Below are 26052 nucleotides of genomic sequence, written 5' to 3'. Positions count from 1 at the left end.
AAGGCATCGGCGCCCCGCGCTTGTTCTCATCGAGCCTTTGCCGGAAGAACCATTGCTGCCAGCAGGCTAACGACGATGCCCGCCGCCGCGAGCCAGAAGGCGACCTGGATGCCGTCGGCGACGGCAATTTTCAACGCATTGCCGGACAATTCGCCGATTTGGCTGTTCGCAATCGCAATCAGCACGGCCATGCCGATGGCGTTGCCGACATTGAGCGTCGTCGAAGCCATCCCCGAGGCGACGCCTTGCTGGTCATGGGCAACGCCGGAAGCGGCGGCAATCCACATTGCGGTCCAGACGATGCCTTGTCCGACGCCGGAGACGATCAGGCCAGGTACGAGGGCCAGATAGCTGCTCTCCGCGGTCGCGCCTGATACCATCAATGCTGTCCCGACCGCGCCGACCATCATGCCGCCGACCAGGGTGCTGCGCGTCGAAAAGCGCGTTGCCAGACGCTCGCCGGCTTGCGTACCGGTGGCGATGGCGACCGACGGCACGAGAAAGGCGAGGCCCGTCTGCAAGGCAGTGAAGCCGTGCACGTTCTGCAGCAGCACGGTGAGGAAGTAGGGCAGCGCTCCGAAAGTGGCCATGTAGAGGAAGGTTATCGTCATGCCGGCGACAAGGCTGCGGTTGTGGAACAGGCGCAGCGGCATCAGCGGGTCGGCGCTGTTGGCCTCGATCACGGTGAAGGCAATCAGAAACAATGCCGCCAGCAGCGCGCTGGCGATGATTGCGCCAGAGCCCCAGCCATATCCGGGCCCTTGAACCAGGGTGAAGACAAGCAGCGTCGCGCCGGCGGTGACGGTCAGGGCGCCCGGCAGATCGAAGCTGCGCTGCTCGTGCCACTTGCGATCGCGCGGGATGATGGCGAAAGCCGCGATGATGGCGATCCCGGCCAGCAGCACGTTGACATAGAAGACCGACGGCCAGCCGAAGGCGCTGGTCAGAAACCCGCCGGCAAGCGAACCGAGCGTCAGACCGCTGGCGCCTGCGCCGCCCCAGACGGCGAGCGCCCGGTTGCGTTCCGGTCCCTCGGCGAACAGGCGGTTGATCAGCGACAGCGTCGCCGGAAACAGGAACGCGGCGCCGATGCCTTGTACGGCGCGGTCCGCGATGATGATTTCCGGCGACCAGGCGAGGCCGCCGATCAGAGATGAGAGCGCGTAGAGCCAGAGCGCGAAGATGAAGACGCGGCGCTGGCCGATCAGGTCGGCCGCCCGGCCGCCGAACAGCAGGAAGCCACCGGTGAACACGGTGTAGGCGCTGACCACCCACTGCAGGGTCTGGCCTGAAAATCCGAGGCCGGCGCCGATCTCCGGCAACGCCACGAAGACGATGTTGAGGTCGAGCGAGATGATGAGCTGCGCGAAGGCGAGGAGCGCCAGCGTTGCGCCATGTTTCGCCGTGCTTGCTCCTTGCGTTATCGCCCCGAGCGGCGCGCCTTGATCGAGTGAACTCATGTCGGACTCCTTGTCGACAATTATTTAATGATCGACAAAGAATTGAGATTTGCAATCCGAAGTCAAGCGGATTATTTGTTGATCGACAAAAATTGGAGACCGACATGGCAGGCAGGCCAAGGCAATTCGACCGCGACCAGGCGCTGGAGAAAGCCCGCGACGCTTTCTGGAGGCGCGGCTACGAGGGCACTTCGATGGCCGATCTCGTATCGGCGCTTGGCCTCGCATCGGCGCGCATCTATGCCGCCTTCGGCTCGAAGGAGGATCTGTTTCGCGAAGCAGTGGCGCTTTACGAGGCCAATGAGGGCGGCTTCGCCACGCGCGCGCTGCAGGAAGAACCAAATGTCCGGCGCGTCATCGAGCGCATGCTTCGCGACGCCGTCGAAATCTATACGCGGCCCGGGCGGCCGCAGGGCTGCATGGTGGTGACGGCCGCGACCAATTGCGCCGTCGAAAACGACGCCGTGCTGCAATGGCTGGCGGAGCATCGGCTGGCGCGTACCGCGTCGATCGTCGAGCGATTGAAAAAGGCCGTGCGCGATGGCGAATTGAAGCCGGATACCGATGCCGAGACGCTGGGTGACTATTACGCCACGCTGATGCACGGCCTTTCGGTCCAGGCACGCGACGGCGTGCCGAAAAAGCGGCTGCACGATCTTGTCACCGTCGCCATGCAGGCGCTCGACGCAAGCCTTTCGCAAACGTCCTGAGTTCCGGGCCGTGACGCCGGTTTCCCATTGCCGGATTGCCGCAATGCGGTCGTGCGACCTCTTTCGGCATGGTTTATTAATTGCTTGACCCGATTGTGAATTCGGGCCGGGTTGAAGCCCGACCCCAAAAAGGCCATGCTTTACCTGTAAAGATCGAGTCTACGGCGATCCCGCTGACGCGGAGATGGCGTTTGGCTGAAAGGGATATGATGCGGCAAGGATATGCGCGCTGGCTGACGGGGCTGGCAATCGCGACGGGCATGGCGATCTCGGCTTTGCCGGCGCATGCCAAACAGACCGCCGAGCCGGTCAGGATCACATCCTTCTCGGGGGCCTATCTTGCCGCCAGGATCGCCGACGGCGACAACGACCTCGACAGTGCCATCTCCTATTACAAGCAGGCGCTTGCGTTCGATCCGAACGATACGGGACTGCAGCAGAGTCTGATGCTGTCGCTGATCGCGCAGGGGCGCTTCGACGAATCCCTGGTCTATGCTGACAAGCTCAAGGCGGTTCCCGACGTCGAGCGCTTCTCGCGCCTGGCGCTGGCCATCGATTCCTTCCACAAGAAGGATTTCTCCAAGGCCGAATACTGGCTCAAGCTGTCGCTCGAATCCGATCTCGACCGGCTGATCTCCGGCGTCATGACCGGCTGGGCCAAGCAGGGTGCGGGTGACGCCGGCGAGGCCATGGCTTCCATCGACAAGCTGCAGGGCCCCGACTGGTTCAGCCTGTTCAAGTCCTTCCACCGCGCCTTGATTGCCGACGCCTCCGGCCTGCCCGACAGGGCGGATGCGCTCTACACCGCCACCGTGCAGGACACGGCGGCAGGCGGTGCGGCCCCCGAAACATGGATGCGCAACGCGCAGGCCTACGCCTCTTTCCTCGCCCGCAAAGGCGACAAGGCCAAGGCGCTGTCGGTGCTCGACAAGGCCGAGGCGTTCGCCCCCGGCAAGGTCGAGATTGCGGCCCTTCGCGACAAGATCAACAAGGGCGAAAAGATCGAGCCCTTCGTTGCCGGTCCGTCGGACGGCGCCTCGGAAATCCTGCTCGATCTCGCCACCGCGCTCAACCGCGGCGGCGGCGAGCCATTCGTGCGGCTTTATCTGCAATATGCCCTGGCGCTGCGGCCCGACAACGACGCGGCGCTCGTTCAGCTTGCCGCCGTTGCCGAGCAGTTGAAAGATGGCGAGGGCGCCATCGCGCTCTATCGCCGCATTCCCGCCGGCTCGCCGCTGAAGGAGCTTTCGGACCTGCAGCTTGGCCTCAACCTTGCCGATCTCGACCGCAACGATGAGGCGATCGCTCACCTCAAGGCCATCGTCGATGCGCATCCCGACGACATGCGCGCCTATCTGGCGCTCGGCGGCGTCTATTCCTCGAAGGAGGATTTCCGCTCCGCCGCCAATCTTTACGACAAGGCAGTCGAGGTGCTGAAGACGCCGACCGCCGCCAACTGGAACATTTTCTACCAGCGCGGCATCGCCTATGAGCGGCTGAAGGAATGGCCGAAGGCTGAGCCGAATTTCCGCAAGGCGCTGGAGCTCTACCCCGACCAGCCGCAGGTTCTGAACTATCTGGGCTATTCCTGGGTCGACAAGAACATGAACCTCAAGGAAGGCCTCGCGATGATCCAGAAGGCCGTCGACCTGAGGCCGAGCGACGGCTACATCGTCGATTCGCTGGGCTGGGCCTATTACCGCCTTGGCCAGTTCGACGATGCGGTGCGCGAAATGGAACGCGCCGTTTCGTTGAAGCCGGAGGATCCGGTGCTCAACGATCACCTCGGCGACGTTTACTGGCGCGTCGGCCGCAAGCTGGAAGCCACCTTCCAGTGGAACCAGGCCCGCGACCTGAAGCCGGACCCGGACGTGCTTGCCGCCTTGCAGCAAAAGCTGATGAAAGGCCTGCCGCCGATCGAATCCAACACAGCGCAGGAAACCCCGAACGTAAAGCCCGTGCCGGCGCCCGCGCCCAAGGGGTGACCCTTCTTTCCTTCTCCCCTTGTGGGAGAAGGTGGATCGGCGCGCAGCGCCGAGACGGTTGAGGGGTGTTGGACGGAGTGCCGTCGGTGCCAATCTAGAACACCCCTCATCCGACCGAGCTTCGCTCGGCCACCTTCTCCCACAAGGGGAGAAGGGAACACCTTCAAAGGCCTGACCCCCTCTGCCTTGACGCTTGCTGGCCAGGCATCTAGGACGTGCCGGCATCCCGCCTTTCCCGCCGGAGGCCGCCGTGACCGTTGATATCCCTGCCCACATGCACCCCAGCCGCTCGTTCCAGGGGCTGATCCTGACGTTGCATAATTATTGGGCGGACTATGGCTGCGTCGTCCTCCAGCCTTACGACATGGAAGTCGGCGCCGGCACCTTCCATCCGGCAACGACATTGCGCGCGCTCGGCCCAAAACGCTGGAACGCGGCTTATGTCCAGCCCTCGCGCCGCCCCAAGGACGGCCGCTATGGCGAGAACCCGAACCGGCTGCAGCACTATTACCAATACCAGGTGATCCTGAAGCCCAATCCGCCCAATCTGCAGGAGCTTTACCTCGGCTCGCTGGCCGCGATCGGCATCGATCCGCTGCTGCACGACATCCGCTTCGTCGAGGACGACTGGGAAAGCCCGACGCTGGGCGCCTGGGGGCTGGGCTGGGAGTGCTGGTGCGACGGCATGGAGGTGTCGCAGTTCACCTATTTCCAGCAGGTCTGCGGCATCGAATGCGCACCGGTGGCGGGCGAGCTCACTTACGGGCTGGAACGGCTGGCCATGTATGTGCAGGGCGTCGACAATGTCTACGACCTCAACTTCAACGGTCGTGAAGGCGCCGACAAGGTGACCTATGGCGACGTCTTCCTGCAGGCCGAGCAGGAATATTCGCGCCATAATTTCGAATTTGCCAACACCGCGATGTTGCTGCGCCATTTCGAAGACGCCGAAGCCGAGTGCAAGGCGTTGCTACAAGCCGGCGCGCCCATCTTCCCCCTTGAGGGGGAGACGCCCGCGAAGCGGGCAGAGGGGGTCGCCTCAGAAGGCACTGCAGGTCAGGCGTCGAGCACTGCACGAGCGACCCCTCCCGGCCAGACCTTGTCTGGTCCCCTCAAGGGGGAGGGATATCACCGCATGGTCTTCCCAGCCTACGACCAGTGCATCAAGGCCAGCCACGTCTTCAATCTGCTCGACGCACGCGGCGTGATTTCGGTCACCGAGCGCCAGAGTTACATCTTGCGGGTGCGCAATCTGGCCAAGGCCTGCGGCGAGGCGTTTCTGCTGACGCAGGCGGGTGGAATGGCGGCTTAGCTCCAGGCGATTTCGACAGGGGCGCTGATTGGCAACGTGCCTTGGCCGCTTGCACCGGCTATTGTCCGCAACGCTTGTCTGACGCCGGGCATCGAGAACGTGCCATGCACCTGCGCTGTAAAACAGGCGCTGAGCGCGAGGATCTGCAGGAATGTCGATGCCGTTTTCATGCTCGTTCAGCCAATAGCTCTCTGCCTGAGCGTTGGTCGCTTCAGCGCTGCGTTCGGTTCAGGGAAATCTTTGATCCAAGGACGGGCGGACCGGCGCGTGTCCGACAGGCGGCTGAATTTTTTCGGAATTCGCTGTTGGACGCCTTGATCGTGCTGGCCCGATCTTGCTGGGAAGGGTGACAGCAGCCGACCGAGTTGCTATGCCCCGCTTACCTTCGCCTCGATGGGGGAGGACGCCGCGAAGCGGCGGCTGTTTCTTGTCGCGTGAGCTCTTTCAATGCCTGACCTGCTTCTAGAACTTCGTTCCGAGGAAATCCCCGCTCGCATGCAGCGCAAGGCGGCCGGCGACCTGAAAAAGCTTTTGACCGACGGTCTGGTCGACGCCGGGCTGATCTATGAGGCGGGGCGCGAATATTGGACGCCGCGCCGGTTGACGCTCGACATTCGCGGCCTGACCGCGCGCTCGAAGGACATCAGCGAGGAGATCAAGGGGCCCTCGACCAAGGCGCCCGAGCCGGCGGTGCAAGGTTTTCTGCGCAAGGCCGGCCTTGCCTCGATTGCCGAGGCGCATGTTCATTCCGATCCGAAGAAGGGCGACTTCTACGTCGCCCATATTTCCAGGCCGGGCAGGCCGGCGGAGCAGATCATCGCCGAGCTGGTGCCGGGCATCATCCGCAACTTCCCCTGGCCGAAATCGATGCGCTGGGGGCCGGCTTCGGCCAAGCCCGGCTCGCTGCGCTGGGTGCGGCCGCTGCAATCGATCCTGTGCACCTTCGGCCCCGAAACCGAGGAGCCGGTGGTCGTCGATTTCGAGATCGACGGCATCCGCTCCGGCAACGTCACTTACGGTCACCGTTTTCATGCGCCGGGCACCATCACGGTGCGCCGCTTCGACGATTATGTCGCCAAGCTTGAGGCGGCCAAGGTCGTGCTCGATGCCGACAGACGCAAGGAGATCATTCTTGCCGATGCCAGGAACCTCGCCTTCGCCAGCGGGCTCGACCTTGTCGAGGACGAGGGGCTGCTGGAAGAAGTGTCGGGCCTCGTCGAATGGCCGGTCGTGCTGATGGGCGAATTCGAGCAGGATTTTCTGGCCATTCCGGCCGAGGTGATCAGGCTCACCATCCGCGCCAACCAGAAGTGTTTCGTGACGACGCGCCAAATCTCCCCCCTCGAGGGGGAGATGTCGCCGAAGGCGACAGAGGGGGTCGCCTCGCGTGGATCGGCGGCATCCCCTGTCCGCGATAGGGAGTCGCGTCAGGTCGTGCCGACCCCCTCTGGCCTACCGGCCATCTCCCCCTCAAGGGGGGAGATCAGCCAATCGCCGCTCTCCAACCGCTTTATCCTGACCGCCAACATCGAGGCCAAGGATGGCGGCAAGGAGATCGCCCACGGCAACGGCAAGGTGGTGCGTGCCCGCCTGTCCGACGCGCTCTATTTCTGGAAGACCGACCACGGCGACCTGCCGGATCTCGACCAGTTGCAGGCATCGGCGGAAAAATTCGGGCTCGATCTGAACAAGCCGCTCGACCAGCGCATGGCCCGCCTCGACCACCTCAATGTAACGTTTCATGCCAAGCTCGGCACGCAAGGCGAGCGGGTGGAGCGGATTGCCAGGTTGGCCGAAGAACTAGCACCAATCGTGGCGCGCGCAATCTCCCCCCTTGAGGGGGAGATGGCCGGCAGGCCAGAGGGGGTCGCCGAGCGTGAATCGCCGGCATCCTCTGTCCGCGATAGGAAGCCGCGTCAGGACGTGCCGACCCCCTCTGTCGCCTTCGGCGACATCTCCCCCTCGAGGGGGGAGATTATCGCGCTCGCGCGCCGCGCCGCCGTCCTCGCCAAGGCCGACCTCACCACCGAGGTGGTCGGCGAGTTCCCGGAACTGCAAGGCGCCATGGGCCGCAAATACGCGCTGCTGCAGGGCGAGCACCCCTCCGTCGCCGCCGCGATCGAGGAGCACTACAAGCCGCAGGGCCCGTCCGATCGCGTGCCGACCGATCCGGTTTCGGTGGCCGTGGCGCTTGCCGACAAGCTCGACACGCTGGTCGGGTTCTGGGCTATTGATGAAAAGCCGACCGGATCGAAGGATCCCTATGCGCTCAGAAGAGCGGCGCTGGGGGTGGTCAGGATGTTGGTCGAGAACGGGGTTCGATTGCGCCTTGAGCAGGATTGGCACAAAGCATGGCTTCGAGTTTTCTGGCAGATCGTTGATCAGAAGTACCGGCCAATATTTGAGAAATTTATGGAACTCGGTCGCATGCTTCCGATGTCCTCCGCAGGAGATTGGAAGTTTGATCAGGTCGCAGCCATCTTAGCTGAAGACAAGGCATTCCTGATAGAATGGGCGAACAGATTTAATGCTGCAGAAGCCGACCTCCTGTCCTTTTTCCACGATCGCCTCAAAGTCTATCTCCGCGATCAGGGTGCGCGGCACGACCTGATTGACGCGGTGCTGGCGGCCGGTTCGCGCCCAATCTCCCCCCTTGTGGGGGAGATGTCGGCGCAGCCGACAGAGGGGGGCGCTGTCCCGCCGGCCTCTCATTCTGTCGCGCCCCCCTCTGCCCTGCCGGGCATCTCCCCCTCAAGGGGGGAGATTGGCCAGAACGACGATCTCCTGCAGATCGTCCGCCGCGTCGAAGCACTCGGCTCCTTCCTTGACACCGAGGACGGCAAGAACCTGCTTGCCGGCACCAAGCGCGCGGCCAACATCGTGGCTGCCGAGGAGAAGAAGGCGACGGCGATCGCAAGCAGCGTTGAGCCGGCTCTGTTCCGGGAGGACGCCGAAAAAACCTTGTTTGCGGCGGTCAATCAGGCCGAGAGGCAAGCCGGCGAAGCAATTCAAAACGAAGACTTTTCCGCCGCCATGCTGGCGCTTAGCGTGTTGCGCGAGCCGGTTGATTCATTCTTTGACAAAGTCCTCGTAAACGATGAGGACCAGGCGGTGCGCGCCAATCGCCTGGCATTGCTCGCCCGCATCCGCGCGGCGACCGACCGGGTCGCGGATTTCTCCAAGATAGCCGGCTGACATTCGCGAAGAAATCTTCGCTTATGCTTCAGGCGCTATTTGGGCTGGTCGGGAGCTGCTAGCGGCGCAGGCTGCGGCGCTGCCGGCTCAGGGGGGTTGCTGGCGACCTTTGGGTCGGCTTTGCCGTCGGCGGCGGGCGCGGCAGCGGTGGCCGGCGCGGCTTTGGGCGCGGGCGTAGCAAAGGCATCGCCGACGATACCGCCGCGAATGATCATCGGGCTTCCGGCGAAGCCATGACTCGGCTGGCTCGGGATTGCCGCGACCTTTTCCTCGGTGACGTTTTCATTGACGTTGGGCAACTTCTCGCCGAGCGCGACGATCGACGGTGTTTTCGTCCGCTCGAGCGAGCCTGGACTGGCCACCGTACCGACCACCGAAGGCGTCGCCGTCGTTTGCCCGAGAAAAACCAGCGACGAGGCCTGTGCCGTGCCGGCCATAAACGCCAAACCAAGCGCTCCAAGGATACGCATCGAAAGCATGATAATTCCCCTTGCCCAACAAGACGGCACCCTAGCCGAGGGCAGTTGATGCCGGCTTGCGGGGAAACATAGCATTTTAGCGATTTGCGATTCGCCAATGCCTGGGCTTGCTCGCCCGGCGTCAGCGTATTAGGCACCCGCATCCGTGAGGTGACGACAGTGGCTGAAATTCGTGCCGTCGGCGAGGCGATGGAAAGGGCGTTGGCGCTGCTCGAGAGCGGCGATGTCGTCGCCATCCCGACCGAGACCGTTTATGGGCTGGCCGGCGACGCGACCAATGGCGTTGCCGTGGCTCGTATCTTCGAAGCCAAGGGCCGCCCTCGCTTCAACCCGCTGATCGCCCATATAGCCGATCCGGCGATGGCCGAGCGCATCGCGCTGTTCGACCCGCTGTCGGAAAGATTGGCGCAGGCATTCTGGCCGGGGCCGCTGACGTTGGTGCTGCCGCAACGGCCCGGCAACGGCATTCATCCGCTGGTCACCGCCGGCCTGGAAACGATCGCGCTGCGCATGCCGAAAGGCTTTGGCGGCGAGCTGATCGCCAGGTTCGGCCGTGCGCTGGCGGCGCCCAGCGCCAATTCCTCGGGCAGGATCAGCGCCACGACGGCCGAGGCCGTGGCCGCCGATCTCGGTCCCCGGATCAAGCTTGTGGTCGACGGCGGCGCGACGCCGGTCGGGCTGGAATCGACCATTGTCAAAGTCGAAGCTGGAAAGCTGCGGCTGCTGCGGCCGGGCGGCATTGCCGCCGAAGAGATCGAAGCAGTGGCCGGGACAAAGTTGCTGCGCGGCGCTTCGGGCATCGAGGCGCCCGGCATGCTCGCCTCGCACTATGCGCCGGGTGCGGCGGTGCGGCTCAATGCTGCGGAGGTCGCACCGGGCGAAGCCTTGCTGGCCTTCGGCCGCCGCCGTGCCGAAGGCTGGCGCGATGCAGCCGCCCTGCGCAACTTGTCGGAGACCGGCGACCTGCGCGAGGCGGCAAGCAATCTCTTCGCCCATCTGCAGGATCTCGATGGCAGCGGCGCCAAAACCATCGCCGTCGAGCCGATCCCGTTCGAAGGGCTGGGCGAGGCGATCAACGACCGGCTTTCGCGCGCCGCCGCCCCGCGTGACAAGATCGCCCCGCGTGACAAGATGGATTGAGCACCATAGTTTCGACCCATGAACGACATTTCCCCCGATCTCGACCCCGCCGTCCTCGCGCGCTTTGCGGCAATCGTCGGCGACAAATATGCGCTGCGCGACCAGCAGGACATCGCGCCTTACCTCACCGAGCGGCGCGGACTTTGGCACGGCAGGACGGCTTTGGTGCTGAGGCCGGGAAACGTCGAGGAGGTCAGCAGCATCATGCGGCTGGCGACCGAAACCGGCACGCCCATCGTGCCGCAAAGCGGCAACACCGGGCTGGTCGGCGCCCAGGTGCCGGACGCATCCGGCCGCGAGATCGTGCTGTCGCTGTCGCGGCTGAACCGCATCCGCGAAATCGATACGCTGTCCAACACGGTCACGGTCGAAACCGGCGTCATCCTGCAGACGCTGCAGGAAGCGGCCGATGCCGCCGACCGGCTGTTTCCGCTGTCGCTTGCCGCGCAAGGCTCCTGCCAGATCGGCGGCAATCTCTCGTCCAACGCCGGCGGCACCGGCGTGCTTGCCTACGGCAATGCGCGCGAGCTCTGCCTCGGCGTCGAAGTGGTGCTGCCGACCGGTGAAGTGTTCGACGATCTGCGCAAGCTGAAAAAGGACAATACCGGCTACGATTTGAAGAACCTGTTCGTCGGCGCCGAGGGTACGCTCGGCATCATCACCGCCGCCGTGCTCAAGCTGTTCCCCAAGCCCAAGGGGCGCGAGGTGGCGTTTGCCGGCCTGTCATCGCCGGAGGCGGCACTGTCGCTGTTCAGCCTCGCGATGGACCGTGCAGGGGCAGCGCTCACCGCCTTCGAGCTGATTGGCCAGAGGCCCTACGACTTCACGCTTGCCCACGCGCAAGGCGTGGTGCGGCCGCTGGCCGGCGATTGGCCGTGGTATGTGCTGATGCAGATCTCGTCGGGCCGTTCGGCCGAGGATGCCAGGGCCCTGATCGAGGAGGTGCTGGAGGCAGGCCTCGAGCAAGGGATCGTCGGCGATGCGGTGATCGCGGCAAGCATGGCCCAGGGCGATGCGTTCTGGAATTTCCGCGAGGTGCTGCCCGAGGCGCAGAAGCCGGAAGGTGCCTCGATCAAGCACGACATCTCGGTGCCGGTGGCGTCAATCCCGCCCTTCATTGAAAAGGCTGCCGGCGCCGTGCAATCGGTCAGTCCCGGCGCGCGCGTCGTCTGCTTCGGCCACATGGGCGACGGCAATCTGCACTATAACATCTCCCGGCCGGTCGACGGCGATGACGAGGCGTTTCTCGGCCTTTACCACGTCATGAACAAGGCCGTGCACGACGTCGTGCGCGCGTTTCATGGCTCGATCTCGGCCGAGCACGGCATCGGCCAGTTGAAGCGGGACGAATTGATCGCGACGGCGCCGCCGATGGCGATCGAGCTGATGCGCAGGGTGAAGGCCGCGTTCGACCCGGCCGGCATCATGAATCCGGGTAAGGTTATCTGATCCTTTCGCCGGCCTGCGCCGGTTCGCATTCCGATAACCATCCGCCTCGGATCAGCAAAATTTAACCGACTTTCTTAAGCGCGAGGATAAGAAGCTCGCGCTAATGTTTCTCCACAACGAGGCTGGGAAAACCGGCCCGGAGAACCGGAAACACCGGCTCTCAGGAGAAACAGGAAAGGCACGATATGAACACTGGACTGAAGCCAGTCTGGGCCGGGCGCAATATGCGCCTCGACCCATTCCGCCTGCCGCAGGTGGTGAGCTACGCCACGCGCGACGACTATGGCGACGTCACCTTCACCATCGACCAGCGCGGCGCGGTTATCCGCCGCACGCTGGAGATGAGCGGCGTGCCGGCGATCATCGCTCTGCCCGCCAACGCGTTTCGCGGCGTCGCCGCCCGCGCCATGGAGGATCCGGATGGCAATGTCACAGTGACGCTTGAGCTTCTGCACAATGACCCGATGCTGTCGGTGCCGCTGCTGGTCGCCGACGATCTCGACGACGTCGCCGCCGACTGGCGCGCCTGGGCCGACGCCTACCGCCTGCCGATGCTGCTGATCGAGGCCGACGGCATTGCCCGCACGCTGGAAGAATCGCTCGGCGCTGCCATCAAGGCGCTGCCGGCGCAGGACCGCCGCAAAGGCCGCGTCTCGACCATGCGCCGCCCGCGCTTCCTCGCCCGCCGCCGCGCCGGCGATCTCGGCCTCAGGCTGGTCATCGGCGGCGAGGAGCTCATTTCGCGGGAATAGCATGGGCTTGGCGGGCTTGCGCCGCCCTTCTTTCCTTCTCCCCTTGTGGGAGAAGGTGGCCGAGCGAAGCTCGGTCGGATGAGGGGTGTTCCAGGAACACCAACGTCTCGTTTCTTCCAACACCCCTCAACCGTCTTGGCGCTACGCGCCAATCCACCTTCTCCCACAGGGGGAAAAGGGAAAAGGCTCCTAAACCAGCGGCTTCAGCGCCACCCAAGCCGCGCCGCCGATCAGGCCGAGGAAGATCAGCCAGCCGACCTGGTTGTTCGATCTGAACAGCCTCAGGCACTGGTCCGGATCGTCGATGTCGAGCACGGCGATCTGCCGTGCCATATGCGCGCCGGCGGCGATCAGCCCGGCGAGTGCAGGCACCGGTGCCTGTGCCGAGGCGAAAGCAATGGCGAAGCAGACCAGCGCTCCGCCATAAAGTCCGGCCAGCCAGGCTTTGGTGTTGTCGCCGAACAGGCGCGCCGTCGAGCGCACACCGACGATGGCGTCGTCTTCCTTGTCCTGATGCGCATAGATCGTGTCGTAGCCGATCACCCACAGGATCGAGCCGATATAGAGCATGATTGCCGGCCCATCGAGATCGCCGAACTCGACCGCCCATCCCATCAGCGCTCCCCAGGAAAAGGCAAGGCCGAGAACGAGTTGCGGCCAATTGGTGTACCGCTTCATGAATGGGTAGACGGCGACGATGCCCAGCGAGCCGATGCCGAGCGAGATGGCGAAGCTGTTGAACTGCAAAAGCACGGCAAGGCCGCCCAGTGCCTGCACGACAACAAACATCCAGGCCTGCCGGCGCGTGACCTTGCCGGCCGGCAGCGGCCGCGAGCGCGTGCGTTCCACCTGGTTGTCGATGTCCTCGTCGACCAAATCATTGTAGGTGCAGCCGGCACCGCGCATGGCGAACGCGCCAAGAAAAAACAGCAGCAGGTACCACGGTGACGGCAGCAGCGAGAGCAGCGGATCCGCCGGACGCGGATAGGCGCTCGCGGCAAGGGCAGCCGACCACCAGCATGGCCACAGCAGCAATTGCCAGCCGATCGGCCGGTCCCACCGGGCAAGCTGCGCATAGGGCCACAACCCCCGCGGCAGCACGCGATAGACCCAGTGGCCGCTCGGCGCATCGGCGACGCGGCCCTGGGCCGCTTTCGACTGGACGGTTTCCATTTTGCTGGAGTGGCAGCAGAGGCGAATGCCGTCAAGCGTCAAGCAGCCCCCGCACGCTCGCCACGCGCAATCGGCGCTTCGGCAGCCAAATGTCTTGACCCGTCGCGCGCGGCGCAATAGCGCAGTCCTGGTCTTGGAATGACGAGGAATCTGGGCATGCGTGTTTTGCTGATCGGCTCCGGCGGACGAGAACATGCGCTTGCCTGGAAGATCGCGGCGTCGCCGCTGCTGACCAAACTCTACGCGGCGCCCGGCAATCCGGGCATCGGCCGCGAAGCCGAGCTGGTGAGGCTCGATACTGCCGATCACACGGCGGTGGCCCGGTTTTGCCGCGAGAATGAAATAGGCCTCGTCGTGGTCGGACCGGAAGGGCCGCTGGTCGCCGGCATAGCCGACGACCTGCGCGCCGAGGGCATCCGCGTCTTCGGTCCGTCAAAGGCAGCGGCACGGCTGGAAGGCTCGAAAGGTTTCACCAAAGACCTCTGCGCCAGATACGGCATCCCGACCGCCGCCTATGGCCGCTTCGGCGATCTGGCTTCGGCCAGGGCCCATGTCGAGAAGACGGGTGCGCCGATCGTCATCAAGGCCGACGGCCTCGCTGCCGGCAAGGGCGTCACCGTCGCCATGACGCTTGACCAGGCGCTGGCCGCGCTCGAGGCCTGTTTTGACGGCTCCTTCGGCCAGGCCGGGGCGGAAGTGGTGGTAGAGGAGTTTCTCGTCGGTGAGGAAGCAAGTTTCTTCTGCCTTTGCGACGGCACCACCGCGCTGCCCTTCGGCACCGCGCAGGATCACAAGCGCGTCGGCGAGGGCGACACCGGCCCGAACACCGGCGGCATGGGCGCCTATTCGCCGGCCCCGGTGATGACGCCGGAGATGATCGACCGCACCATGCGCGAGATCGTCGAGCCGACCATGCGCGGCATGGCTGAAACAGGCGCGCCGTTTTCCGGCGTGCTGTTCGCCGGGCTGATGATCACTGACATGGGGCCGAAGCTGATCGAATACAACACCCGTTTCGGCGACCCGGAATGCCAGGTGCTGATGATGCGGCTGAAGGACGATCTGCTCGTCCTGCTCAACGCAGCCGCGGACGGCCAGCTGGCGCATACTTCGGTGCGCTGGCGCGACGAGGCGGCGCTCACCGTGGTGATGGCGGCCAGGGGTTATCCCGGCACGCCGGAAAAGGGCTCGGTCATTCGCGGTGTCGAGGCGGCGGCAGGCGATGGCGTCGAGATCTTTCACGCCGGCACCGCCATCAACGGCGGCGCACTCGTCGCCAATGGCGGCCGCGTGCTCAACGTCACGGCGACCGGCAGCACCGTCGGCGAGGCGCAGAAGAAGGCCTACGCCGCGCTCGACCGGATCGACTGGCCGCAAGGCTTTTGCCGCCGCGACATTGGCTGGCTGGCGGTGGCGCGCGAGCAGGCGAACTGATGCTTCGGGCGGCCTTCGGCCTCAGCGCAAGCCGTGGTCGAATTCGGTCGAGACGCTGCTGACCGCATCGGCGGTGGAGACAAATCCTGGCACCGATGCCGCACGCTTTTCGTTTCGCGTCCAGGCGACATATTCGGCAATCCCGCGCGGAAGGCCCGGCGCCGCTTTCGCCGCAGGCATTTGAAAGCCGCTGCTGAACCTGGCCAGGCGCGCCCTGAATACCGCGACCATCTCCTCGAAGCTTGCTGGCGTCACGCTGGCGTAAGTGATGGTGCCGCCGGCGAGCCCCGCCTCGCGTGAGAGCGGCACCGGTATCGAGGTGAGATAATCCGGCTGCACGTCGATCAGGCCGCCGAACGGCCACTGCGCGCGCAATTCCGTGGCGTTCATCGGCGCGACGCTGACGTCGATATCGTTGGGTGTGCCCGCGACCCTGTAAGGGCAGCGGAACCGGCCGCAGTTTGCTCGCGCCGAAAACTGCCAGAGCGCATAACCCTGCCAGTTGCCCATCGGAAAATGCACGCCGATGTCTGGCTTGTAGCGCGCATACCACAGCGGCAGCCGCGACAGGAGCGGGTATTTATACTTGTTGTCGGCGATATGCCTGGCTGTCGTGCCGTTGGTGTAGAGCACTGGAAAGCGGCCAACCCGACGATGCACATGGCGCACGAATTCCTCGGCATCCTCGAGCGACATCCATTGGGTGGGATCATCGTCCTCGATGTCGAGGGCAAGCAGGTCATCCGGCCGGGGTTTCACGAAATTGATGAAGTTATTGGCCTGTCCCACGGGGTTGCCGGGGCGGGCGAGATGATAGGCGCCCCATTTCAGGCCCAGCGCCTTGGCCACCACCTTGCGCGTCTGGAACAGTTCCTGTGCCATCGCATGGCGCTTCCAAAGCGTCTTGCACAGCCGCGTCTCGGTCTCGTCGCCGAAACAGAAATAGGGTGGCGGCATTCCGTCGGATGCCTTGTTGATGAAGCCGACAAGACGCTTGTCGGCGGCTAGCCGGGTCCAGTCGATGGAATTGTATTCGTAGGCGTCGACGACCAGCGCCCGGTCGGCATCCTTCCAAGGTTCGGAGAAATCCGAGGCCTTTGCCGGCGTCAGCGCCAGGGTCATCGCGGCCGCGACAAGGAGAAGCGCTGAGCGGACAAGGGGGCGCGCCGGCGTTTTCAAACAGCAGATCCTTGCTGGCCAAAGCCAAATCCTGAACCGCCATGGTTAAGGAAATGCTTTCGATCGCGGCCCGCGCATGCCACGGCTCGGTCAGCTTCTCCGTCGATGGTCTTGATGGTTGTCACTGGCGAGAGGGGATATGAAACGGGTCGAGCGCCGGCACTTGCAACAGCGTTCCCTCGGCCTCGCGTTTGCGATGAGGGGTCAGCGAACATGGTGGTGAGCACAATATGCCGCGATCCGACCAATAGGCTGCACCGTTCTCGACCTTACCTTCATGATAGCAAAAACCGGCCGTCCGCCAGAGCAGGCGCATTCGCCACAGCGATAGGTGTCAGGTCGTGCGAGCACGAGGCAATCCTATTTCGGTGTTCTGCTCTCTCTTGCCGAATTTAGCCTGCGTCGTGGCAATTGCAAAATCCGCGTGACAAAGTTTGACGTTTACGTAAAAAGAAGATGGACAGGAACTCCGAAAGCAGATGATTTTGCATCGGTACAGGTCTTAAGTAGACCTGCCAGACTGGGGAGGGCCGGACTGAGGAGGAGCGAGCGCCATGTATCGGGCACCGGTCGAGGAAATCGCCTTCACCCTGAAGCATGTCGCCGGCTTGAAGCCGGCGCTCGATGCAGGCATTTTTGGCGAACTCGGCGAGGACCTTGTCGACACCATTCTGGCCGAGGCCGGCCGCTTCGCCAGCGAGGAGGTGGCGCCGCTCTACACGGTCGGCGACCAGCACGGCGCGGTGCTCGACGGCGCTGCCGTCACCACCCCGCCCGGCTGGAAGGAACTTTATCGCCGCTGGATCGGCGGCGGCTGGAATGCGCTGTCCGCGCCTGAAGCGTATGGCGGCCAGGCGCTGCCGGCCATGCTCGGCGTCGCCGCGCTCGAAATGTGGAACTCCGCCTCGATGGCGTTCGGCATCGCCCCGACGCTGACCATGGGCGCCGTCGAAGCACTCGACAAACATGGCTCGCAGGCACTCAAGGCCAGATATCTGGAAAAACTGGTCTCCGGCGAATGGATGGGCACCATGAACCTGACCGAGCCGCAGGCAGGCTCGGACCTGAATGCCTTGCGAACCCGCGCCGAACCGGCCGGCGACGGCACCTACCGCATCTTCGGGCAAAAGATATTCATCACCTATGGCGAGCACGATTTCACCGACAACATCATCCATCTGGTGCTGGCGCGGCTGCCGGACGCGCCGGCCGGCACGCGCGGCCTGTCTTTGTTCCTGGTGCCGAAATTCCTCGTCGGCGACGATGGCGCGCTGGGCAGGCGCAACGACGTCTTCTGCTCCGGGCTGGAGCACAAACTGGGCATCCACGCTTCGCCGACCTGCACGATGATTTATGGCGATGGCTTCGAAGGCAGCAGGCCCGGCGCGATCGGCTGGCTGGTCGGCGAGGAGAACAAGGGCCTCGCCTGCATGTTCACCATGATGAACAATGCGCGCCTTGCCGTCGGCATGCAGGGCGTCGCGGTCGCCGAGGCGGCGACGCAGAAGGCGCTCGCCTATGCAAACGACCGCCGGCAAGGCAAAGCGGCAAGCTATGGCGGTGCCGGCATGGCGCCGATCGTGCATCACCCCGACATCCAGCGCAGTCTTCTGACCATGAAGACGCTGACCCAGATTGCCCGTGCCATCTGCTATTCCTGCGCCCACGCCATCGATCTCGCGTCACAGAGCGAAGATGCAAAGCACTGGCAGGAGCGCGCCAATCTGTTGACGCCGCTGGCCAAGGCGTTTTCGACCGATGTCGGCGTCGAGGTCGCCTCGCTTGGGCTGCAGGTGCATGGCGGCATGGGGTTCATCGAGGAGACAGGCGCCGCAGCACTTTATCGCGACGCGCGCATCGCGCCCATTTACGAAGGCACCAATGGCATCCAGGCGATCGATCTGGTGACGCGCAAGCTGCCGCTCGGCGGCGGCCGGCATGTGCATGGCTACATCGCCGAACTCAAGGCCGTCGCCGATGCGCTGCGAGCGTCGAACCTTGAAGGCTTCGGCCGCACCGCCGATCGCCTCGACCAGGCGCTCGACGACCTCTCCCAGGCGACCCGTTTCCTGCAAGACCTGCTCGACCAAGGCCGTTCGGACGAGGCGCTGGCCGGCGCGACACCCTATCTCAGGCTGATCTCGCTTGCCGCGGGCGGCGCCTATCTGGCGCGCGGCGCGCTTGCCGACCAAAACCGCATCGCGCTTTGCCGGTTCTTCGCCGAGAACCTGCTTGGCGAAGTGGGCGCGCTGAAGGAGCGCGTCGTCGGCGGCGCCGACAGCCTTGCCGTTGCCGGCAAGCCGCTGATTTCAGCCTGACGTTCGCACGCGCCGATATTCACAAAGGCCCGAAATTCACAAAGGACGAATCCGTGACAGACCACATCCTCGTCGAGCGCCAGGGCGCCATCCAGATCATCCGCATCAATCGTCCGGACAAGAAGAACGCGCTGACCCGCGCCATGTACGCGACGATGTCGGCGGCTCTTGCCGGCGGCGACGCGGATCCGGCGATCCGCGTCCATGTCTTTCTCGGCGTGCCCGGTGCCTTCTCGTCCGGCAACGACCTTGCCGATTTCATGATTGTCGCCTCGGGCGGTGAAGGCGGTACCGAGGTCTGGGATTTCCTGATGGCGCTGGCCAAGGTGGAAAAGCCGATGGTTTCCGGTGTCGACGGCATTGCGGTCGGTATCGGCACCACGCTCAACCTGCATTGCGACCTGACCTTCGCCACGCCGCGCACAATGTTCCGAACGCCCTTCGTCGATCTCGGCCTTGTGCCGGAGGCAGGATCGAGCCTGCTCGCACCGCAGATCCTCGGCCGCCAAGGCGCCTTCGCGCTGCTTGGCCTCGGCGAGGGCTTTTCGGCCGAGAGGGCGAAGGCCGCCGGGCTGATCTACGAAGTGGTCGAGGAGAGGGAACTCGAAGCATCGGTATTGGCGGCGGCGGGCCAGATCGCCGCCAAACCGCCGCAAGCGCTGAAGATCGCGCGCGACCTGATGCGCGGCTCGCGCGACGCCCTTGTCGAGCGCATCGGCCAGGAAAGCCAGCATTTCCGCGAGCGGCTCAAATCCGACGAGGCCCGCGCAGCCTTGACGGCCTTCATGACCAGGAAGAAGGCCTAGACCTTCTGGCCTTGTCTCGCATCGTGGACCCGCCGGCAGCAACCGGCGGGTTTTCTTGCCATGATCTCTTTGTCACATCGCCATTTTTTTACATTCGGCCTGGGCCTTTGCCGAAGACGTGTCGATCATGAATGTCTTGCCTTTGGCGTCGGTCATCAACATCATGCAATGCTTGATCGGTTTCGCCATTTTCATCATTTCGGCGCTCATCTTCGCGTCGGGCATCATGGTGCCCATATGCCCATCGGGCATGATCGCCATGACCTCCCCACCCTTCATCACCGTCATTGTCCCCATCGCGTCCTCCGCAAAGGCTTGCGAAGCGAAAAGGCAGGCAAGACCGGCCATCGTGACCAACCTGAGTGAATGCATTGCTTCCTCCTGAATTTGCGCCGGCGGCGCGTTGAGCCCTTCCCTGGTTCGTTCCGGCAAGCTGGAACGTTTCACGCACACGAGATCGTGATAGTGGGAATTGGAAATCCGGCAGAAGCGGCCCGGCCTTGGCCGCCTTCATGACCGGGAAGAAGGGCTGAAAAAATGGGCGCCGGTGCGGAAGCTGCCGATCTCCCCCCCTTGTGGGGGAGATCGGCGCTCCACCGTCGTGCCCTACGGATAAAGCCTCACCTTGTCCCAACCGCCCTCGGCGTTGCGCGAAAACACCACACGGTCGTGCAGCCGGAACGGACGGTCGTGCCAGAACTCGATGGTCTGCGGCACGATGCGGAAGCCTGACCAGTGTTTTGGCCGCGGGATGTCGCCGATCGCGTGGCGCGCCGTGTATTCGGCGACCGCTTTTTCTAGCGCGAAGCGGCTCTCCAGCGGCCGCGACTGTTTGGAGGCCCAGGCGCCGATGCGGCTGCCGCGCGGACGCGTCACGTAATAGGCGTCGGCTTCGGCGTCGGTGACGATCTCCACCGGGCCGCGCGCTCGCACCTGCCGGCGCAGCGATTTCCAGTGGAAGCACATCGCCGCTTTCATGCTGCCAAGAATCTCACGGCCCTTGGCACTCTCGAAGTTCGTGTAGAAGACAAAGCCGCCCTCATCGAACCCCTTAAGCAGCACCATACGCACATTCGGCATGCCTTCGGCATCAACGGTCGCCAGCGCCACGCTGTTGGGGTCGTTGATCTCGCTCTTCGTCGCGTCGTCGAGCCACGCCGCAAAGAGCCGGAACGGCTCCGCCGCCTCGGTAAAGTCACCGCTTGTTAACCCGGTTTCGCTCATAGTTTTCCCAAATTTGTCGCCGGCTGGGGAGATTGCCGATTGTCGCGTATCGCGCAAGCTTTTGACAGTGGGCAATGGAGCGTTATCGCTTCGGCCAGCGCCAAAGCCATGATCGTGATAATCGTCCTGCCGCTTGCCGCCTGTGGTGGCGGCGGCTTCAGCCTGGAGCAGGCGGAGGTCGACCGCTCGGTGCTGACCGCGAGCACGCCGGCCTCAGTCATGTCGCTCGATCAAGACCGCGCCTCCGATCAGGCCACGATCCGCAACGCCGTGTCCTCCGCTGACGTCGAGCAACTGGCTGGGCAGGCCGTTCGCTGGGCGAATGCCGACACCGGCTCGCGCGGCTCCATCACCGAGCTGGCGGAATTCAGGGCTAACGGCGAGACATGTCGTCGCTTCACCGCATCGCGCGAAAGCTTCGACGGCGTCGCGCTGTTCAAAGGCGAAATATGCCTGGCCGGCGGCAGCATCTGGCGCATACAGGACTTCAAGGCGCTCTGATTTTCCGCCGGCAACATGGTGGTAAGCCACTGGAATTCCTTCCTATGCGAGCGCATATAGGAGGCGATTATGGACTCACTCCTTCTCCAGGGCAGTAAGCATGCGCGACCCCTATGAGGTGCTGGGCGTTGCCAAGAACGCATCGGCCAAGGACATAAAATCCGCATACCGGAAGCTCGCCAAGAAGTATCATCCGGACCAGAATCCGGATGATCCCAAGGCGAAGGACCGTTTTGCCGCCGCCAACCAGGCTTACGAGATCGTCGGCGACGAGAAGAACCGGGCGGCATTCGATCGCGGCGAGATCGACGCCGACGGCAAACAGCGTTTCCAGGGTTTCGAAGGCGCGGCCGGCGGCGCCGATCCTTTCGCCGGTTTCCGCCGGCAGCAAGGGCCGGGCGGCGCGCATTTCGAATTCCGCACGGGCCGTCCCGGCGGCGATCCGTTCGACGGCAACAGCGACATCTTCAGCCAGATCTTCGGCGATGCTTTCAGCCAGCAGCGCGGCGCCGGCACCGGCGGCCGCCGTCAGGCCCCGACCGCCGCCGATCTCAACGTGACGCTGGACGTCACCATCGAGGAGGCCGCCACCGCGGAGAAGGTGACGGCGATGTTCCCCGACGGCCGCAAGATGGCGGTCAAGTTGCCGGCCTATGTCGAGGACGGCCAGACCATCCGGTTGAAAGGCCAGGGTGAGCAAGGACCGGGGCAGCCGGGCGATGCGCTGGTTAAAATCCGTTTCCGCCGGCACCCGCGCTACCGCGTCGAGGGCCGCGACCTGCATGTCGACCTGCCGGTGGAACTGGCCGATGCGGTGCATGGCGCCAAGGTGGCGGTCGAAACCCCGACCGGCAGGATTGCGGTCAACGTCCCCCCTTGGTCGAGCTCGGACAAGGTTCTGCGGCTGAAGGGCAGGGGCCTACCGGAAAAGGCCGGCGGTCACGGCGACCTCTACGCACACGTGCGGCTGATGCTGCCGGAAGGCGGCGACGCCGAGCTCGAGGCGCTGATGCGCCGTAGAAAGGGCTGACGGTCGAAAAGGCTGGCGCTTAATGCCGTGTGTGTAAAGCGGGCACTCCGGGGTGGGCATGCCCGCGACCATCCGGATCACAATGGAAAGGGAACCTCGTTGATGGCCTGGGAAACTGATGGCTTCAAACCTAGGCGCACAGGAACATCATAGAGCCTGCCGCCGCCCAACCGGGGCTTGGTAGGACGAAGTCCAGGTACAAACACTCGTGCAACAGGCGATTCGGCGTTGTGCGTCAGGTTGACCGCGAAGATCTCAAGTTCCTGCTCGTGGCAGATGTCGAGGCAATAGTTCCAATCCAGTCGCAACTCGGCCGACGAGGCCTGAACTGCTGAATTGCCGGAAAGGTGAGGAAGGCGATGAATGTTCTCGTCCATGTGCCACCGATAGAGGTGCAGCGCGCCGGGGGTGAAGGCCGCCGTGCCGGACGTATCGGCGTTCCGTTTGAGCAGGGTAAGGTTCGCCTCACATTCTGCAAGTTCCCCCACCGCGCGCCGGGCCGCCTCCGACATGGATCGTCCGGCCGCGAATCCGAACGCAATCGCGTCACCGCCCACGTGATGAGAAATTGCAGCGACAATGGGGATGGGCAGGTCAAGCGTCAGGAGCAGAAGCCGCAATTCGCGGTTCTGCGTCAGCAGCCAATCGGCGTACTGGGACGCCAGTCCATCCGACAGCGAAGTCAGGTCTATCCGAGGCAGAACCAGCCGATTGTACCACCATATGGCTGTTGCATCGCGCTCCACGACTTCGCAGAAGCCGCGCACGACCGCGTCCTCTATGCTCGATCCCCTCGCAAGACCATTGGAGTCCGCCGGGGGCAGACCTGATGACTCATCGTTGGGATACCCGAGAAAGCACAATCCCGCAGGCACCCAGGCCTCGCTCGTGCTGAAGCGCGGATCGCTCCGGATCCAGTCCAGCGGCTGCGACCTGCGCCAGCGGATCGGGACCGCGCGGCTATCATCGACGTTTTTGTTCCAATGCAGCCGCTCGCAATACTGCGCATCACTGAAAAGTGTGAGTGCAGGCGGCTCGATCACGCGCCCGCGCAATTCGCCGGCGCGGGCGCGTGAGAGTCGCTCATGAGGGATCATCTGGGCGAAATAGGTTTCATCGGCCTCATACCCGCAGGCGGTTGCCGCCTCCTGGGTGGTGTTGCCCCACCCTGACACAAAACGAGAAGGTCTGGCCCCTCGGACGGGGCCGACCGCGACCGTGATCGGGCATCTGAGCGTGGGATCGGTGATCACGATGGGGCCGTAAACCAGGCTTGACCCGCCGGCCCCTGCCTCGGACGCCCGCCGCTCCGGCATTATGGACCCTTCACCCAAGCACGGCCCTCACATGTTCAATCCTCTACAGTATCGGCACCAATTGCTCATTCGCACGCTGACACGCACTGGAGTATGATGCAAACTCCTGCGAGACGCTTTGATATCGTCAAGCCGACGTCGAACATAATATAACCCGCCGAGGGAGAGAATGAACGCGGGCGACAGCAATCTTCAGCGACGTCTGACGGCTATCCTGGCTGCTGACATGGTCGGTTACTCGTCGCTGATGGCCCGCGACGAAGAGCGCACCTTCGCGCTCGTCAAATATCTCATGCAGGACGAAATAGAGCCTAGGATCACGCAGCACCGGGGACGGGTTGTGAGAACGACCGGAGACGGGATGCTCGCCGAGTTTCCAAGCGCTTTCGGAGCCGTGCAGTCAGCAGTGGAAGTCCAGGAACTGCTTGTCGGCCAGTCTTCGGGGAAGGCCAGCCAGGAAATTTTTCTCCGGATTGGGATCAACTTCGGTGATATTATTGTCGATACCGATGGCGATGTGTTTGGAGATACCGTCAACATAGCCGCGCGCCTGGAACAGTTCGCCAGCCCGGGCGGTATCTGCCTTTCCGGAAAGGTACACGACGAAGTTCGCGACAAATTTAATCTTCCGTTTGAATATTGCGGCGAACAGCATCTCAAGAACATTCCACGCCCGATTCCCGTATACTCGTTGTTCCAAAAGCCCAAAGGGCTGCCACCTGCATCGACTGCGCAGGTGGCTGGTCCGAGCAAGCCCTCCATCCTCGTTCGCCCGTTCAAGAGCGCGGGCGACGTCCAACCCTATTTCAGTGGCGGCTTCACCGAAGACATCGTCACGGAACTGACGCGCTTTACTCAGCTTACGGTTGCGTCCCATTATACGTCGACGCGGCTCAAGGATGTGGACCTGGTCGCGGATAACGGCGTGGATTTCGTCATCGAAGGCGGGATCCGCCGCATGGGCCGGCGAATGCGCATTACATGCGAGCTGGTCGACGCAACCTCGGGTGAGTGCTTGTGGGCCGAGCGCTACGACGGGGACGAGCAGGACATCTTCGATGTCCAGGACGAACTGATCGGGAAGATCGTCGGGACCGTTATCGGCCGTCTTACGGCCGCAGGCGCCGAGAAGGCGCGGCGTAAACCACCTGCCAATCTCGCGGCCTATGAGTGCGTGCTCCGGGGCAATGCCCTGCCCCTGGGCGACATCGCGGCCGAAATGGAGGCTCGACAGTGGTATCAGCGAGCGATCGAGCTCGATCCATCCTACGGGCGCGCGTACGCCAAGCTCGCCCACTATAAGCAGCTTGAATGGTTTCGCGACATGGGGCCGTCGGATGCGGTGCTTGCCGAGGCTTATGACATCGCCAAAAAAGCGGTGGCGCTTTCCCCCAATGATCCAGTCTGCCTGAACATACTGGGCTGGGTGCTCCTCCACCGTCGTGATTTCGACGTCGCATCTCAGCTATACACACGCGCGCTCGAACTCAATCCGCACGATCCCGAGCAGGTCTCCTATCAAGGGACTTATCAAACATTTGCCGGCGAGCCCCAAAGTGCCTTGGACTGGTTCGAACGGGCGCGAGTGCTCGATCCCCTATACGAGCCTTCATGGTATTGGCCGTTCCGCGGTCTTGCCCATTTCATTGCCCACCGTCCGGATAAGGCAGTCGTCGATCTGGGCCGCTCGTCCACCATGCCGACCTGGGTTAAGGTCTATCTGGCTGCAGCGAACGCCCTGCTTGGCCGAAACGAAGAGGCGAAGAGCTACACGTATCTGGTTCTGCGTGGCGCACCGGAGTTCTCCGGGCGGCGGTTCGCCACCAAGGAACCTTACAAGCTGGAGGGTGACCGTAACACGCTGCTCAACGGCATGCGGGAAGCGGGATTGCCCGAGTAGGGACTGGCGACTATCTGCAGCCGAAGAGCACGGCCGTGGCGAGCTCGTCATGGTAGTGCCTGCCCTGGGCGTATTTGTGGTAGTCGTGGAGATAATCGATCAGATCGCTGCGGGTCAGGACCCCCCTCGGCACCTGGGGCACCACCACATTGATCAAGTTCGGTTCGTCCACGTGAACTTCGACAGACACTCCCGTTTCCACGATGTCTTCCAGCACCATTTTGAGATCACGCTTCAGGTCCGCATAGGCGGCAGCATCCGGGATCGCGTCGCCCCCGTCGAGAGGGTCATCCTCGTATTTTATGGGCTGCCCATTCAGATCTTCTATCGTTAGTGTCTGCGAATGTGGCGCTGTTCCGGCGGCGGCGGTCCGGACCCTGATGTTGCCGATAGCACGGCCTGCTTCCGGCCGAAGTCTGATAGTATCACCGACGGCGAAAATCTGCCGATCAATGGTAATTGTTAGGGGATCTGTTGAATCCATGGACAAGATACGTGACGAGGCCGGCAAAAGCTTGAGCCAGGCCCCTACGATCGCTGCGCCGATCTCTTGGACTTGCCGACCTGGCTTCAATTCTGCCCTGGGCATCGCCGAGGCTCCCCTCCGAGGTCAATGCAAATAGCCTAAACGCATTTTGCATCTGTCGCAAGCAATGCGCAGGCGGCATGCTCGCATCGACTCGATGTTT

At 63.5% G+C, this 26052-nt stretch carries 21 protein-coding genes; 13 read left to right on the top strand and 8 right to left on the bottom strand.

The features are described 5' to 3' along the window. Positions 1 to 26 precede the first annotated feature (26 nt). Positions 27 to 1460: an MFS transporter gene (locus NKI67_RS03825; protein ID WP_023674084.1), complete on the bottom strand. Its 1434-nt coding sequence runs from the start codon at positions 1458 to 1460 to the stop codon at positions 27 to 29. A gap of 104 nt (positions 1461 to 1564) precedes the next feature. On the opposite strand from NKI67_RS03825, the gene NKI67_RS03820 reads away from it, so the two are divergent. The 4 genes from NKI67_RS03820 to NKI67_RS03805 all read left to right on the top strand — a co-directional run bounded on the left by NKI67_RS03820 (position 1565) and on the right by NKI67_RS03805 (position 8662). Further along, positions 1565 to 2170 carry a TetR/AcrR family transcriptional regulator gene (locus NKI67_RS03820; RefSeq protein ID WP_023674085.1) on the top strand — a complete coding sequence of 202 codons (606 nt, stop codon included), beginning with the start codon at positions 1565 to 1567 and terminating at the stop codon, positions 2168 to 2170. Between the two features lie 209 nt (positions 2171 to 2379). After that, entirely contained in the window at positions 2380 to 4155 is a 1776-nt protein-coding gene (locus NKI67_RS03815) for a tetratricopeptide repeat protein (protein ID WP_031211039.1), read from the top strand. Between the two features lie 250 nt (positions 4156 to 4405). Next, a complete protein-coding gene (locus NKI67_RS03810) occupies positions 4406 to 5467 on the top strand; it encodes a glycine--tRNA ligase subunit alpha (RefSeq protein WP_031211040.1) in 1062 nt (353 codons plus the stop codon). Positions 5468 to 5914: 447 nt separating this feature from the next. Then, positions 5915 to 8662, top strand: a complete 2748-nt coding sequence (locus NKI67_RS03805; protein WP_352644489.1) for a glycine--tRNA ligase subunit beta — start codon at positions 5915 to 5917, stop codon at positions 8660 to 8662. A gap of 35 nt (positions 8663 to 8697) precedes the next feature. On the opposite strand, the gene NKI67_RS03800 is transcribed toward NKI67_RS03805, so the two are convergent. Next, the gene (locus NKI67_RS03800) at positions 8698 to 9141 is read right to left on the bottom strand and encodes a hypothetical protein (protein WP_023674091.1); all 444 of its coding nucleotides are present in this window, start codon (positions 9139 to 9141) and stop codon (positions 8698 to 8700) included. 159 nt (positions 9142 to 9300) lie between these two features. Here NKI67_RS03800 and NKI67_RS03795 point away from each other — a divergent pair, with 159 nt between their 5' ends. The 3 genes from NKI67_RS03795 to NKI67_RS03785 all read left to right on the top strand — a co-directional run bounded on the left by NKI67_RS03795 (position 9301) and on the right by NKI67_RS03785 (position 12482). Next, a complete protein-coding gene (locus NKI67_RS03795; protein ID WP_036237975.1) occupies positions 9301 to 10281 on the top strand; it encodes an L-threonylcarbamoyladenylate synthase in 981 nt (326 codons plus the stop codon). A gap of 18 nt (positions 10282 to 10299) precedes the next feature. Continuing rightward, positions 10300 to 11730 (top strand): FAD-binding oxidoreductase, encoded by a 1431-nt coding sequence (locus tag NKI67_RS03790; protein ID WP_023674093.1) that lies wholly within the window; start codon positions 10300 to 10302, stop codon positions 11728 to 11730. Between the two features lie 185 nt (positions 11731 to 11915). Then, complete coding sequence (locus NKI67_RS03785) at positions 11916 to 12482, top strand: DUF6101 family protein (protein ID WP_023674094.1); 567 nt, start codon at positions 11916 to 11918, stop codon at positions 12480 to 12482. Between the two features lie 189 nt (positions 12483 to 12671). Here the strand turns inward: NKI67_RS03785 and ubiA are convergent, their stop codons facing one another. Further along, on the bottom strand, positions 12672 to 13655 hold the full coding sequence (ubiA, locus tag NKI67_RS03780; RefSeq protein ID WP_023674095.1) for a 4-hydroxybenzoate octaprenyltransferase: 984 nt from the start codon (positions 13653 to 13655) through the stop codon (positions 12672 to 12674). A 156-nt stretch (positions 13656 to 13811) separates the two neighbouring features. Here ubiA and purD point away from each other — a divergent pair, with 156 nt between their 5' ends. Beyond that, positions 13812 to 15089, top strand: coding sequence for a phosphoribosylamine--glycine ligase (gene purD / locus NKI67_RS03775; protein WP_023674096.1), 1278 nt, complete (start codon positions 13812 to 13814; stop codon positions 15087 to 15089). A 21-nt stretch (positions 15090 to 15110) separates the two neighbouring features. On the opposite strand, the gene NKI67_RS03770 is transcribed toward purD, so the two are convergent. Continuing rightward, on the bottom strand, positions 15111 to 16211 hold the full coding sequence (locus tag NKI67_RS03770) for a glycoside hydrolase family 25 protein (protein WP_031211047.1): 1101 nt from the start codon (positions 16209 to 16211) through the stop codon (positions 15111 to 15113). A gap of 611 nt (positions 16212 to 16822) precedes the next feature. On the opposite strand from NKI67_RS03770, the gene NKI67_RS03760 reads away from it, so the two are divergent. Then, positions 16823 to 18586: an acyl-CoA dehydrogenase family protein gene (locus tag NKI67_RS03760; protein WP_352644485.1), complete on the top strand. Its 1764-nt coding sequence runs from the start codon at positions 16823 to 16825 to the stop codon at positions 18584 to 18586. 53 nt (positions 18587 to 18639) lie between these two features. Next, a complete protein-coding gene (locus tag NKI67_RS03755) occupies positions 18640 to 19392 on the top strand; it encodes a crotonase/enoyl-CoA hydratase family protein (RefSeq protein ID WP_023674099.1) in 753 nt (250 codons plus the stop codon). 72 nt (positions 19393 to 19464) lie between these two features. On the opposite strand, the gene NKI67_RS03750 is transcribed toward NKI67_RS03755, so the two are convergent. Further along, positions 19465 to 19740: a hypothetical protein gene (locus tag NKI67_RS03750; RefSeq protein ID WP_023674100.1), complete on the bottom strand. Its 276-nt coding sequence runs from the start codon at positions 19738 to 19740 to the stop codon at positions 19465 to 19467. Positions 19741 to 19998: 258 nt separating this feature from the next. After that, positions 19999 to 20616, bottom strand: coding sequence for a pyridoxamine 5'-phosphate oxidase (gene pdxH, locus NKI67_RS03745; protein WP_023674101.1), 618 nt, complete (start codon positions 20614 to 20616; stop codon positions 19999 to 20001). Between the two features lie 39 nt (positions 20617 to 20655). Here pdxH and NKI67_RS03740 point away from each other — a divergent pair, with 39 nt between their 5' ends. Further along, entirely contained in the window at positions 20656 to 21117 is a 462-nt protein-coding gene (locus tag NKI67_RS03740) for an RT0821/Lpp0805 family surface protein (RefSeq protein WP_023674102.1), read from the top strand. A gap of 100 nt (positions 21118 to 21217) precedes the next feature. Next, positions 21218 to 22147 (top strand): DnaJ C-terminal domain-containing protein, encoded by a 930-nt coding sequence (locus NKI67_RS03735; protein WP_023674103.1) that lies wholly within the window; start codon positions 21218 to 21220, stop codon positions 22145 to 22147. Positions 22148 to 22224: 77 nt separating this feature from the next. Here the strand turns inward: NKI67_RS03735 and NKI67_RS03730 are convergent, their stop codons facing one another. Further along, complete coding sequence (locus tag NKI67_RS03730; RefSeq protein WP_023674104.1) at positions 22225 to 23463, bottom strand: YcaO-like family protein; 1239 nt, start codon at positions 23461 to 23463, stop codon at positions 22225 to 22227. A 169-nt stretch (positions 23464 to 23632) separates the two neighbouring features. Between NKI67_RS03730 and NKI67_RS03725 the strand changes: the two genes are divergently transcribed. After that, positions 23633 to 25363 carry an adenylate/guanylate cyclase domain-containing protein gene (locus NKI67_RS03725; RefSeq protein WP_352644481.1) on the top strand — a complete coding sequence of 577 codons (1731 nt, stop codon included), beginning with the start codon at positions 23633 to 23635 and terminating at the stop codon, positions 25361 to 25363. Between the two features lie 10 nt (positions 25364 to 25373). On the opposite strand, the gene NKI67_RS03720 is transcribed toward NKI67_RS03725, so the two are convergent. Continuing rightward, the gene (locus tag NKI67_RS03720) at positions 25374 to 25952 is read right to left on the bottom strand and encodes a hypothetical protein (protein WP_023674106.1); all 579 of its coding nucleotides are present in this window, start codon (positions 25950 to 25952) and stop codon (positions 25374 to 25376) included. Between the last annotated feature and the right edge of the window lie 100 nt (positions 25953 to 26052).

This window comes from Mesorhizobium sp. M0408, assembly GCF_040321495.1.
Classification (GTDB): Bacteria; Pseudomonadota; Alphaproteobacteria; order Rhizobiales; family Rhizobiaceae; genus Mesorhizobium.
This window is presented reverse-complemented; position numbering and strand designations above follow the sequence as displayed.